This window comes from Anaerovirgula multivorans (assembly GCF_900188145.1).
Classification (GTDB): Bacteria; Bacillota; Clostridia; order Peptostreptococcales; family Natronincolaceae; genus Anaerovirgula; species Anaerovirgula multivorans.
Genome location: NZ_FZOJ01000022.1, coordinates 31,622 through 45,017 on the forward strand (window position 1 = coordinate 31,622; position 13,396 = coordinate 45,017).

The 13,396-nt window shown below is 38.8% G+C and carries 12 protein-coding genes and 1 other annotated feature; of the genes, 2 read left to right on the forward strand and 10 right to left on the reverse strand.

The features are described 5' to 3' along the window. Positions 1-12 precede the first annotated feature (12 nt). The 10 genes from pheA to trpE form a co-directional block, all read right to left on the reverse strand. Positions 13-834: a prephenate dehydratase gene (gene pheA, locus CHB72_RS17815; protein ID WP_089284230.1), complete on the reverse strand. Its 822-nt coding sequence runs from the start codon at positions 832-834 to the stop codon at positions 13-15. Between the two features lie 15 nt (positions 835-849). After that, positions 850-2,127, reverse strand: coding sequence for a 3-phosphoshikimate 1-carboxyvinyltransferase (gene aroA, locus CHB72_RS17820; protein ID WP_176431452.1), 1,278 nt, complete (start codon positions 2,125-2,127; stop codon positions 850-852). Continuing rightward, positions 2,102-3,238 carry a prephenate dehydrogenase gene (locus CHB72_RS17825; RefSeq protein WP_089284232.1) on the reverse strand — a complete coding sequence of 379 codons (1,137 nt, stop codon included), beginning with the start codon at positions 3,236-3,238 and terminating at the stop codon, positions 2,102-2,104. Before CHB72_RS17825 ends, aroA begins: the two co-directional genes overlap by 26 nt. A 122-nt stretch (positions 3,239-3,360) precedes the next feature. Beyond that, positions 3,361-4,161: a tryptophan synthase subunit alpha gene (trpA, locus tag CHB72_RS17830; RefSeq protein ID WP_089284233.1), complete on the reverse strand. Its 801-nt coding sequence runs from the start codon at positions 4,159-4,161 to the stop codon at positions 3,361-3,363. Continuing rightward, the gene (gene trpB / locus CHB72_RS17835; protein WP_089284234.1) at positions 4,151-5,350 is read right to left on the reverse strand and encodes a tryptophan synthase subunit beta; all 1,200 of its coding nucleotides are present in this window, start codon (positions 5,348-5,350) and stop codon (positions 4,151-4,153) included. Before trpB ends, trpA begins: the two co-directional genes overlap by 11 nt. After that, a complete protein-coding gene (locus CHB72_RS17840; protein WP_089284235.1) occupies positions 5,340-5,954 on the reverse strand; it encodes a phosphoribosylanthranilate isomerase in 615 nt (204 codons plus the stop codon). The genes trpB and CHB72_RS17840 overlap by 11 nt, the downstream gene beginning before the upstream one ends. Further along, positions 5,951-6,733, reverse strand: coding sequence for an indole-3-glycerol phosphate synthase TrpC (trpC, locus tag CHB72_RS17845; RefSeq protein WP_089284236.1), 783 nt, complete (start codon positions 6,731-6,733; stop codon positions 5,951-5,953). Before trpC ends, CHB72_RS17840 begins: the two co-directional genes overlap by 4 nt. After that, on the reverse strand, positions 6,730-7,749 hold the full coding sequence (trpD, locus tag CHB72_RS17850; RefSeq protein ID WP_089284237.1) for an anthranilate phosphoribosyltransferase: 1,020 nt from the start codon (positions 7,747-7,749) through the stop codon (positions 6,730-6,732). Before trpD ends, trpC begins: the two co-directional genes overlap by 4 nt. Beyond that, complete coding sequence (locus CHB72_RS17855; protein ID WP_089284238.1) at positions 7,730-8,326, reverse strand: anthranilate synthase component II; 597 nt, start codon at positions 8,324-8,326, stop codon at positions 7,730-7,732. The genes trpD and CHB72_RS17855 overlap by 20 nt, the downstream gene beginning before the upstream one ends. Beyond that, on the reverse strand, positions 8,323-9,807 hold the full coding sequence (gene trpE, locus CHB72_RS17860; RefSeq protein ID WP_089284239.1) for an anthranilate synthase component I: 1,485 nt from the start codon (positions 9,805-9,807) through the stop codon (positions 8,323-8,325). Before trpE ends, CHB72_RS17855 begins: the two co-directional genes overlap by 4 nt. A 155-nt stretch (positions 9,808-9,962) precedes the next feature. Beyond that, positions 9,963-10,228 (reverse strand) — a binding site (T-box leader). A 531-nt stretch (positions 10,229-10,759) separates the two neighbouring features. On the opposite strand from trpE, the gene aroF (CHB72_RS17865) reads away from it, so the two are divergent. Next, positions 10,760-11,761, forward strand: a complete 1,002-nt coding sequence (gene aroF, locus CHB72_RS17865; RefSeq protein WP_089284240.1) for a 3-deoxy-7-phosphoheptulonate synthase — start codon at positions 10,760-10,762, stop codon at positions 11,759-11,761. A 506-nt stretch (positions 11,762-12,267) separates the two neighbouring features. Then, positions 12,268-13,266, forward strand: coding sequence for a 3-deoxy-7-phosphoheptulonate synthase (gene aroF / locus CHB72_RS17870; protein WP_089284241.1), 999 nt, complete (start codon positions 12,268-12,270; stop codon positions 13,264-13,266). Positions 13,267-13,396 lie beyond the last annotated feature (130 nt).

Genomic DNA, 13,396 nt, shown 5'->3' on the forward strand with positions numbered 1-13,396 from the left:
CTACATCACTCCTTAAAAGACCCTTCCTATGGGATAGGACCCAAAAATCTTTAACTTATTTGTCATCTTTTCAATATTGCTTAATACCTTCTTAGCCTTTATGGCCTCTTTATGGCCTTCAAAATCAACGTAAAAAATATATTTTCCTAACTCTGTTTTAGCTGGTCGTGATTCTACTCGAGTTAAATTGATTCTTTCTTCTGCAAATTCCCTCAATACATTATATAAGCTACCTGGAAAATCATCATGAAAGGAAAAAGCAATAGAGGTTTTATCCCTTCCAGTAGGTATCGTATCTTTTCTACCAATAATTACAAATCGAGTTTGATTATTAACATTGTCCTGTATATCTCTATATAGTATTTTTAAACCATTGTTTTCTGCCGCCCAACTGTTGGCGATAGCCCCATATTCCTTACCTTTTTCCCTTGCTATTTTACAAGCCTCAGAGGTGCTTCCACAGGGCCTTAGGACTACCTGTGGAAAATGATTCACCATAAATTCTCTGCACTGTTCCAATGGTTGAGGATGAGATAATACATAGCGCAGCTCCTTTATATTTTCTCCTATACTCAATAGATTTAGTCTCACTTGAAGGATCATTTCTCCTTGGATTCTAGAAACAACTGTATTCATTAACCCATCCATTACTTGGGTAACAGCTCCTTCTGTAGAGTTTTCTATCGGCAGAATTCCAGCTTCAATACTTCCCTCCTCTACTGCTGTGATAATCTGTCGAAAGGTCTTCATTGCTATGATATTTCCCTTAGGCAGATAGTGTTTTGCAGCTATATAACTATAGGAGCCCTCCGGCCCCAAATACCCTAACTCCATCTTACCCCTTCCTTCCTATTTTGCAATCTCTTTCAATGTCTCTTCAAATCCTGGAAAGGACACTGCAATGCATTCACTATTTTGAATTTCTACAGGGGCATTAGCAAACAACCCTGCAATCGCCATTGCCATGGCTATACGATGATCTCCGTAGCTTTCTATCTGTCCTCCACCGATTTCATTAGGTCCTTCTATTTCCATGCCATCAGATAGCTCTGTCGCCTGTATACCTAGTTTTTTCATTTCTGTCACCATGGAAGTAATACGATTGGATTCTTTTACCTTTAATTCCTCTGCTCCAGTAATGGTGGTTTTACCCTCTGCCACTGCTGCTATCACCGCAATCACAGGAATTTCATCGATTAGTCTAGGCATAATTTCTTTTGTTAAGCTTGTAGCCTTTAGCTTTTTGCCCTTTACAATAATGTCCCCGATTTCTTCTCCGCCGCTTGTAAATAGATTATCTATTTCAATATCCGCCCCCATAGCCTTTAAAACATCAATAATCCCTGTTCGAGTAGGATTTAATCCTACCCTTTCAATGATTAAGTGAGAACCTGGGATTGCAGCAGCCGCTGCCATAAAGAAGGCTGCTGATGAAATATCCCCTGGCACCTGTATGTCTTGCCCAAAAAGCTCTGATTTTTCCAAGGTTACTACACCATTTTCTCTTTTAATATTGGCGCCTAAGGAGGTCAGCATATTTTCTGTATGGTCTCGGGAAACAATTTCTTCCCGTACTATAGTATTTCCTTCACTATAAAGTCCTGCCAATAGGATGGCCGACTTCACCTGAGCGCTGGAAACAGGTGATGCGTAGTCAATCGCCTTTAGGTTGCCTCCCCTAATGACTAAGGGAGCTAAGTTTCCTTTATCTCTACCTTCTATGGTGGCCCCCATTTGTCTTAGGGGTGTGGCAATTCTCGCCATAGGTCTTTTTCTCAAGGAGCCGTCTCCTGTAACAATGGTTAAAAATTCTTGTCCCGCCAATATGCCAGAAAGAAGTCGCATCGTGGTTCCAGAATTTCCAGCATCCAAAACGTTCTCCGGCTCCTTCAGTCCATTCAAGCCTTTACCATCTATAACGATCTCTTCACCTTTATCTTCAATTTCGATTCCTAATCCTTGAAAGCAAGCAATTGTACTTAAGCAATCCTCTCCTCTCAAAAATCCGCTTACCCTACTAGTACCTTTACTGATACTTGAGAGCATAACGGCTCTATGAGAAATAGATTTGTCTCCTGGTATTGTGATTTTTCCTTCTAGTTTATGAATTTTGTGGGTTGCAAACATCTTCATTCTCTCCTTTACGATAGGTTAAGGGGAAACTCCCTTTTTTTAATATCATAAGTGCTTTTTCCTGTTCATCTTTAGAGGAAAAGCCAATTCGTACTGCTCCCAACTCTCCTTCTCGAGCATGTAGTATCTCTATCTCTTTAATATTAATATGGTTTGTACCAATCACTTGAGTAAGCTCCCCTAGTACCCCTGGTCGATCTTGAACATCGATAATCAGATCATAAAGAGGAGGAATATAATCTCTGGCGGTATGGGGAATGCCATCACGAATACTCTTGGCTTTTTCTAAGGCTTCTAATACTTCTTCTTGCTTTCCTTCTAATAACTTGCTTTTAAAGTCTTGAAGCAATCCCTCTAAGGTTTTTATTCCTTCTAGCACTTCCCCTTTATTTAAGAAAAAGATGTCCTTCCACATGTTTGGGTTTCCTGCAGCAATTCTAGTCGTATCTCTAAAGCCTCCCCCCACAAAGGGAATATAGGAGGTGCTATTTCTTTTTTCTAATAAACTAGCCAGCAATACAGCAGCTAAGTGAGGAATGTGACTGATTTGTGCTACAATTTTATCATGCTCACGGGCCTCCACAATTACGGGATAAGCCCCTATGCCTTTCACCAGACTCTCTAGCTTTTCAATAGTATCTCTTCTGGTATTGCCATTTGGTGTTAAAAAATAGTACGCATTTTCATAAAGAAAAGGTGTGGCAGCCTTGATGCCTCCTTTTTCTGAGCCTGCCATTGGATGTCCCCCTAAAAACTGAATATCCTTTGGCAAATGCCTAGCAACAGCTGTTTCCACATAGCCCTTTATACTGCCTACGTCTGTAATCACAACACCTTTAGGGAGATAAGCTGCAATTTCCTTAAATACTTCATCATAGTATCCTACTGGCACCGCTATTACAATCAAGTCCGCATTTTTCACAGCTTCCTGAGGGACTTCGCAGGCAACATCAATGGCTCCCATAGCCTTAGCTTCTATCAATGCTTCTTTTGATAAGTCACATCCAATGATCTTACCCTGATAGCCTGACTTTTTTAAAGCTAATGATAAAGAACCTCCTATCAAGCCCATACCAATTATGAGTATTTCCTGAAATTGCTGCATTTTTCTTCTCTCCTTTGTGTTATAGATATATACTTGTAAATTATTATTAACGTATAGAAGCTTAGATCTATATAGTTATCTGTGTTTTTAATTAATTACTTTACTGAATATTATGTCACCTGTCAAGCAATATTTTTTGCCTCATCTAATTTTTTAACAAAGTTAAATACTTTATCCTTCGATGTCTGATCCTCTAAACCCTCTTCAATTTTTTCAATAATTGCGCTTCCTACAATCAGTCCATCACAAAGATTTTTCAGTTTCCCTATCATTTCAGGAGAGGATATACCAAAGCCTAGAGCTGCTGGTACATCTGTATAAGTTTTTACCTGGTTAATAAATTTTCCTAAGTCTACTTCAAATTTATCTCTTTTTCCCGTAACCCCCATAGAGGAAACACAGTATATAAATCCGCTGGCATCCGCTACAATTTCTTTGATTCTTTCCTCAGAGGTTGGAGCTACTAGAGGTATCAAATCAACCGGATAGTTTTTCATCATTTCTTTTAACTCTCTCCTCTCCTCTAGGGGTAAGTCTGGTATAATCAGACCATCTATTCCTTTATCTTGGCAGAGATTTAGAAATTTCTCAAAGCCATATTTAAACACACAATTAAAATATACTAAAAATACTAGAGGAATCTCTGTTTCTTTTCTTATGTCTTCAACCAATTGAAAAATGGCATCAATATCTGCTCCTGCCGCTAAAGCCCGTTGAGAAGCTCTTTGTACCACTGGCCCATCAGCTAAAGGATCAGAATAGGGAATGCCTAGTTCAATAATATCTGCCCCCGCCCGCTCCATTTCCAACACCAATTGCTGGGTACTTCCTAAATCAGGATCTCCAGCGGTTATATAGGTAATCAATGCCTTTTGTTTCTTCTCTTTTAGTATTTCAAACTTTTTTGTTATTCTACTCTTCATCTTCTTTTCCTCCTAACACTTTTCGTATTGTATGAATATCCTTATCTCCTCTACCAGATAGATTGACTACGATGATATCTTCTTTGCTGGTATTAGCCGCCATTTTCATTAAATAGGCGATAGCATGGGAGCTTTCTAATGCTGGTATGATTCCCTCTACCTTCGTTAGGTACTGAAATGCTTCTACCGCCTCTTGATCTGTAACACCCTCATAATGGACTCTGCCGATTTCATGGAAATATGCGTGTTCTGGTCCTATACCAGGATAGTCTAAACCAGCGGATATAGAGTGTACCGGCGTAATTTGCCCATTATCATCCTGCAGTAGATAGGTCATCATCCCATGGATTACCCCCATGGTGCCCTTGGTAATGGTTGCTGCATGCTTATCAGTATCTACCCCTAAACCTGCTGCCTCTACGCCATAGATAGCTACTTCTTTATCCTCAATAAAGGGATAGAATAATCCCATAGCATTGCTGCCTCCCCCAACACAAGCCACTAAATAATCTGGCAATCTTCCTTCTACTGCTAAAATTTGTTCCTTTACCTCGTCTCCAATGATTCTCTGGAAGTCTCTTACCATAGTGGGATAAGGATGGGGCCCTACTACAGAACCAATCACATAAAAGGTATCTTCCACATTTGCTACCCAATCTCTTATGGCTTCATTGGTAGCATCCTTTAGGGTTCCTGTGCCGGATGTAACAGAATTCACCTTTGCCCCCAGCAATTCCATTTTAAATACATTTAATGCCTGTCTTTCTATATCCTCCTGTCCCATATATACTTCACACTGCAAGTCAAACATGGCACATATGGTGGCGGTGGCTACCCCATGCTGTCCCGCTCCTGTCTCAGCGACAATTCGTTTTTTTCCCATTCTTCTGGCCAATAGCACTTGCCCAATTACATTGTTGATTTTATGGGCTCCAGTATGGTTTAAATCCTCTCTTTTCAGGTAGATCTTTCCTCCGCCTAGCTTCTTTGTAAGATTTTCAGCATAGTATAGAGGTGTAGGTCTTCCTGAGTATTCCTTAACATAATATTTATAAGCTTCTTGAAATTCGGCATCTTCCTTTGTCTTAATAAACTCCCTTTCTAATTCTGTTAATGCATTCATCAATGTCTCTGGGACAAACTGTCCACCAAACTTTCCAAATCTTTTTGGTAATTCTTTAGCTATCATGTGATCCCCTCACCTTTTCTATAAATTTCTTTATCTTTTCAAAATCCTTACATCCATCGGTTTCTACCCCGCTACTAACATCCACTACATGGGGCTTCATTTTTTCCACTGCCTCTTCAACATTTTCTGAACTTAGTCCTCCAGCCAATATGATCATTTTATTTTTATTTATGTCAGAATCTATATTCCAATCAAAGGCTTTTCCAGTTCCTCCCTGCTGTCCCTTCACATAAGTGTCCAACAAATAACCTCCTACTGAATATGCCTCTAATTCCTGGAAGCTCTCCTGATTCTTTATCCTAAAGGATTTCCATGTTTCCCGTGGAAGGCCTATAATGTCTTCAGGCTTTTCCTCTCCATGGAATTGCAACACATCTAAATCACAGGCCTCTGCTATTCTTCTAGCCTCCTCCATGGAAGGATTTACAAAGACCCCAACCTTTTTTATTCTCCTATCTAGTTTTTCTATTAGTTTTATAGCTTTTTTAGGAGTAATCTGTCTTTTACTGGTTGCAAACACAAATCCTACATAGTCCGGCTTAAGCTCATTGACATAGGCTATGTCCTCTTCCCTTGTTAAACCACATATCTTTATCCTTGTCATACTGCTTCACCCCTTAGCTCTCGAAGCTTTTCTCCTATAGAAGAAGCCCTCATCAAACCTTCACCTATCAGTACCCCATCTACTCCAAACTCTTCTAAAAACTCCATATCCCTTCTTCCATGGATTCCACTTTCACTAACAATAATTTTTTCCTTTGGAATCATAGCCATTAATTCCTTTGTTGTGTCGAGGGTGGTTTCAAAGGTCTTTAGATTTCTATTATTAATGCCAATGATGTCTGCCTCTGTTTCCAGTACTTTTTCTAGCTCCTCCTGGGTATGAACCTCCACTAAACAGTAAAGTCCCATCTTCATTGCAATTTTTTGAAAATCTATTAACTGGTTCCCCGTTAAAATGGCTGCGATTAATAGAATAGCATCTGCCCCTAAAAACTTTGATTGATAGATTTGATAAGGATCGATGATGAAGTCCTTTCTTAATAGTGGTAAAGAGGTGCTGCGTCTTATCTCCTTCAGGTACTGGGGTGACCCTTGAAAAAACTTATCCTCCGTTAGTACCGATATGGCCTCCACTTTGTTTTCTTCATAGAGGTCTGCAATCTCCAAAGGGTGAAAGTCCTCCCTGATGATCCCCTTTGAAGGAGAAGCCTTTTTTACCTCTGCAATGATACTTAATCCCTTTTCCCTTTTTAAAGCCTTTTTAAAATCCTTAGGAGCTTCAATATCCTCCAGCTGCTTTAGTAGCAAACTCATAGGCAGCTGTTGCTTTTCTTCTTCTACCTTTTTTCTTTTATAGGCTGTAATTTCATCCAAAATCATTGCTTCATCCCCTGACTTAACTGAATAAATTGATTTAGTTTCTCTAGAGCCAATCCCATGTCAATTACTTCTCGTGCCTTATCAATGCCTTCCTCCAAAGAATTCGCTTGTTTTCCTACATAAATGGCGGCCCCCGCGTTCACCAATACCATATTTCTCTTGGCTCCCCTTTCTCCCCTCAGAATACTAAGAATAATTCTGGCATTTTCCTCAGGACCTCCTCCTAGTATTTCTTCCTTAGAAGCTAGTGGTAGATGAAACCTTCGAGGGTCTACATAGTAGGTGCTTATCTCTCCATCCTTCAGTTCACTCACCTTTGTTTTTGTTGTGATGGTGAGTTCATCTAAACCATCTAAGCCATGAACCACCATTGCTCTATCTGCTCCTAAGCCCTTTAAAACCTGTGCCATTACTTCCGTTAGGGCTTCGTCATATACCCCTAATACCTGCCCCTGTACTCTAGCAGGATTTGTTAAAGGTCCTAATATGTTGAAAATTGTCCTTACTCCCAGTTCTCGTCTGGGGGCCACTGCATATTTCATAGCCTGATGAAAGTTTGGAGCAAACATGAAGCCAATATTTAATTTTTCAACGGATTCTTGTACCTTATCTGGAGTTAAATCTATATTCACCCCTAAATGCTCTAGTAAATCTGCGCTGCCGCATTTGCTGGATACAGACCGGTTTCCGTGCTTTACCACCGCCACTCCTGCTGCTGCTGCCACAAAGGCAACTGCTGTAGAAATATTAAAGGTATTAGCCTGGTCTCCACCGGTGCCGCAGGTGTCAATGGCATAGGTTCTATCGATATCTACCCTTAGTGCCTTATCTCTCATCACCTTGGCACTCCCTGTAATCTCCTCTACCGTTTCCCCCTTCATTCTCAAAGCCGTTAAAAACCCTCCTATTTGAGAAGGGGTAGCCTTACCCTCCATAATGCCAGACATCACCTCTATCATTTCACCTTCTGTTAAGTGTTGTTTTCTAATGACTTTATCAATCGCATATTGAATCATGCTTTTCACCTCCACCAATTAATAGAAAATTTTCTAATATCTTCTTTCCTTCCTCTGTGGCTATGGACTCTGGGTGAAACTGTACACCGAAAACAGGATAAACCTTGTGCTTGAGTCCCATAATTTCTCCTTCTGGTCCTTCCGCCGTAATCATTAGTTCCTCTGGTATCGTATCCCTGTCTACCACTAAAGAATGGTATCTTGCTGCCTTTAGAGGCGTTGTAACTCCTTGAAATATATTTTTTCCATTGTGTTGGATTAGAGAGGTTTTCCCATGTACCATTTCCTTAGCATGTAGAACTTTCCCTCCAAAGACTTCTCCTATCCCCTGGTGCCCTAGGCAAATTCCTAAAACAGGAATCTCTTTTCCTAACTGCTGAATAACCTCTAGAGATATCCCCGCTTCCTTTGGAAATCCTGGACCTGGAGAGATAATAATATGGGATATCTCCATCTCTTTTAAATCCTCAATCGTTACTGCATCATTTCTAAAGACCGCCACATCAGGATTAATTTCTCCTATATATTGGTACAAGTTATAGGTAAATGAATCATAATTATCAATAATAACAATCAACTTACTCCCTCCTTTGCTACTTCCTTAGATATTTCTATGGTTTCCATCAACCCTTTTAACTTTCTAAGAGTTTCCTTGTATTCTTCCTCTGGATTAGAATCAGCTACAATACCTGCTCCTGCTTGTAAATAAGCTTTTTGATCCTTAAACAAAATGCTTCGAATAGTAATACACATATCCATATTTCCATTAAACCCGAAGTATCCTGCAGCTCCTCCATAGATGCTTCTCTTTTTGTTCTCTAGTTCATCGATGATTTCCATGGCTCTTACTTTAGGCGCCCCCGAGAGGGTTCCTGCTGGCAAACAGGAAATCAACGCATCATACATGTCAAATCTTTTCTTCATTTCCCCTATTACGTTGGATACGATATGCATCACATGAGAGTACTTACATATTTCCATATACTGACTTACCTCAACACTGCCAAACTCTGCAATTTTTCCAATATCATTTCTGGCTAGGTCTACCAGCATCAAATGCTCCGCCAGTTCTTTTTCGTCCTGTATCAGCTCCTTTGCCAGTTTTTCATCCTCCTCCACTGTCTTTCCCCTGGCTCTAGTGCCTGCTATAGGACAGGTTTCTAATCGATCACCCTGTACCTTGATTAAAAGCTCTGGTGAAGAACCTGCCACCTGATATTCTCCAAAGTCTATATAAAACAAATAGGGAGAGGGACTGATGCTTCTCAAGTTTCTATAAATTTGAAAAGGGCTTAAATCCGTATCTACCTGTAATCGTTGAGATAAAACAACCTGAAAAACGTCTCCATTTCTAATGTACTCCTTTGCTTTTACTACCTTCTCCATGAAGCTTTCCTTTGTTTCATTGCTGAGATATTTTATGGGGGAAAGATTTACTATTTCTTCTTTGTAAAGACGATAAGTGTTCTTATATATTTCCTTCTGGATGGACTTCAATTTTTCTAATGCTGTTTCATAACCTCCTTTTCCTTCTTTTTCTGCCAAAGTATTGACGATGATGATTACTTTTTGTGTTACATGATCATAGACAATGACCTCCTGTGTAATCAGAAGATGAATATCCGGAACCTGAAGATCATCTTCATTGATATGGGGTAGTCTTTCATATTTTCTAATCACATCATAGGCTATATAACCAACAGCGCCTCCCGTAAAATTTGGCAGCTTCTCCATATAAGGCGCTTCAAAAGTCTTCATAATTTTTTTAGTAATCTCTAATACATCCCCCTTTTCAGTGTAGCTATGTCCTCCTTGTTGGATGAGGGCTCTATTGTCATAACCCTTTATCGTAATTAGTGGATTTCTGCCAATATAAGAATAGCGTCCTCGTTTTTCCCCACCCTCTACACTTTCCAGTAAGTAGCAGTTGCCTCTTTGGCAAAGTTTTTTAAAAAGGGTAATAGGGGTTTCCGTATCCCCTTCTATCTCCATTGAAACTGGAATCATTCTATAGCTATTGCTTAACTCTTGAAACTGCTGTAACGATGGATAAATCATAATTCTTCCTCCTCGTGAATTGATAAAAAAAAGCACTTCATCCCTAAAACCAGGGACGAAATGCTTTACATTCCGTGTTGCCACCCAAATTAGATGAAATACCATAATAGATGACTTAATAGATAAAGAGGAATAAAAAAAACACTCCAATCCCTCTTTAGGACGAAATGTTATCACTCCGTGTTGCCACCTATCTTAGATGGTATTTACCATCTCACTCTTTTCAGGTACGGAAACAACGCTACTGCTTATTTCGATACCCTGTCTCTGTAACGTGAAACCCACGGCCAGTGATACTCTCTCATGATTTCCCACTGCTTCTCATGGAACCATTCAATAAGTCTATACACATCAGGCTTCCACCCCCCCTGACTCGCTGTAGCTCTAGAGCTTATTTACTCTTTCCAATCTTAGAATTTGTTATCATTCATTTTTTTAAATTTTATTACCTTCTCTAACTTTTGTCAAGAAAAATATTCAGATTATTCTTTTTAAAATTTTTTAGGGTGAGTTAAAAAAAATTCTTATTGACAGAGTAAGATAATATAATTATAATTTAACTTAATTTAAAATTAATTAAATTTTAGAAAAAGTGTGCATTATTTTTAGAAAATCATACACTATAATTAATATAAAACAAAAAACAACTTTATGAAGGATGATTCTAATGCTAGACATTACTAGAAAGTACACACAACTTTACATCTATTATTTTAACTTTTACTGGGGCTTTTACTTTTTTAGCGCCAGCTATTTTGCATGGAAAAATAATAGATATAAAGAAATCTTTCTAAGAAACAGCATGAATCAATCATTCATACTGGTATAGGATAAAAACTATATTTCTAACTTTAGTAGATAAAGTGGACTCTTAGACGGAGTTCACTTTTTTAATTTAATTTAAATTTCAACAAAAATATTTTACATTTTAAAATTTAAGGAGGAAGTTATTATGGTTATTGTTATGAAGCCCGGTGCACCACAAGAGATCATTGAAAAAATTGAAAAGAAAATGATTAGTTTAGGATGTGAGGTTCATAAATCTCAAGGAGAAAATTACTGTTTATTAGGATTAGTGGGGGATACCAGAAAGATTAACCCAAGTCAAATTGAAGCCAATCCCTATGTTGAAAAGCTTTTAAGAGTACAGCATCCCTTCAAGCTTGCCAGTAAGTTATTTCACCCTGAGGATAGCATCATTGAAGTGGACGGTGTGAAAATTGGGGGAGGAAATATTACCATCATGGCAGGGCCCTGCTCTGTAGAAAGCGAAGATCAATTAATGACAATTGCCTATGCGGTTAAAAAAGAAGGCGCTCACATGCTAAGGGGTGGCGCTTACAAGCCCAGAACCTCACCCTATAGCTTCCAAGGAATGCAGGAAGAAGGCTTAAAATTATTGAAAAAAGCCAAAGAAGGCACTGGCATGCCTATCGTAACAGAGGTTATGGGTCAAGACACCTTTGATGTAGTAGAGGAATATGCTGATATTCTTCAAATTGGTGCTAGAAACATGCAAAATTTCTCTTTACTAAAACGATGCGGCAAAAGCACACGACCGATTTTGTTGAAGAGAGGGTTATCCGCCACCATCGAAGAGCTCTTAATGTCAGCGGAGTACATTATGGCTAATGGTAATCCAAATGTCATTCTTTGTGAAAGAGGGATTCGTACCTTCGAAACCTACACAAGAAATACACTAGACCTCAGTGCTGTTCCTGTAATCAAAGAACTAAGTCATTTACCGATTATTATTGATCCTAGTCATGCCACTGGGAAATGGTCTATGGTGGAACCTCTATCTAAAGCTTCCATTGCTGTGGGTGCCGATGGACTCATCATCGAAGTACATCATCAACCGGAATGTGCTTTATCAGATGGTGCTCAATCCCTTAAGCCTGAGAAGTTTGCACGATTGATGCGGTCTATAGAAAAAATTGCTGCAATTAAATAGAGATAGATAACTCAAGCTATACTCCTATTAGCTTTTATATAGATATGTGACTGAGAAACCTAATCTAGGAATGGTCACAGACCATTCCCTACTCAACTAAATTTTTGTAGTAGGGAACGGTTTATATCCGTTCTTAAAAATGTTAGCATTTCCAATCATATATCCATAGAATCGTCTATCTTTATAATTATATCATTATGTAAAGGATGTTTGCCATGTTAGATAAAACTAGAAAACATATACAATTTTATATCTATTCTTTTAACTTTTTCTGGTTCTGGGGCTTCTACTTTTTTAGCGTCAGCTATTTTACATGGAAAAATAATAAATATAAAGAAATCTTTCTAAGAAACAGCATGAATCAATCATTCATACTGGTATAGGATAAAAACTATACTTCTAACTTTAGTACATAAAGTGGACTCTTAGACGGAATCCACTTTTTTAATTTAATTTAAATTTCAACAAAAATGATTTACATTTAAAAATTTAAGGAGGAAGTTATTATGGTTATTGTTATGAAACCCGGCGCACCGCAGGAGATCATTGAAAAAATTGAAAAGAAAATGATTAGTTTAGGATGTGAGGTTCATATGACCCAAGGAGAAAATTACTGCATATTAGGCTTAGTGGGGGATACCAGTAAAATTAACCCAAGTCAAATTGAAGCCAATCCCTATGTTGAAAAGCTTTTAAAAGTACAGCATCCCTTCAAGCTTGCCAGTAAGTTGTTTCACCCTGAGGATACCGTCATTGAAGTAGATGGTGTGAAAATCGGGGGAGGAAATATTACCATCATGGCAGGGCCTTGCTCTGTAGAAAGTGAAGAACAATTGATGACAATTGCCTATGCGGTTAAAAAGGAAGGAGCCCATATGCTAAGGGGTGGTGCTTACAAACCTCGAACCTCCCCCTACAGCTTTCAAGGAATGCAGGAGGAAGGCTTGAAGTTATTAAAAAAAGCCAAAGAAATCACTGGCATGCCTATCGTAACAGAGGTGATGGGGCAAGATACCTTTGATGTAGTTGAAGAATATACTGATATGCTTCAAATTGGTGCTAGGAACATGCAAAATTTCTCTTTACTAAAACGATGCGGCAAAAGCACACGACCGATTTTGTTGAAAAGAGGTTTATCCGCCACCATCGAAGAACTCTTAATGTCAGCGGAATACATTATGGCTAATGGTAATCCAAATGTCATTCTTTGTGAAAGAGGGATTCGTACCTTCGAAACCTACACAAGAAATACATTAGACCTCAGTGCTGTTCCTGTAATCAAAGAACTAAGTCATTTACCGATTATTATTGATCCTAGTCATGCCACTGGGAAATGGTCTATGGTGGAACCTCTATCTAAAGCCTCCATTGCTGTGGGTGCCGATGGGCTCATCATCGAAGTACATCATCAACCGGAATGTGCTCTATCAGATGGTGCTCAATCCCTTAAGCCTGAGAAGTTTGCACAATTAATGCGGTCTATAGAAAAAATTGCTGCAATTTAATAGAAACTCATTCTTTTTTTGATCATCGAATTTTACTCATGCCGATAATGAAAAACAGACTTAGAAGACCTAGCGTCCTCTAAGTCTATTTTATATTGTTCACTAAGACTGGTGTCTTTCTTATAAATAT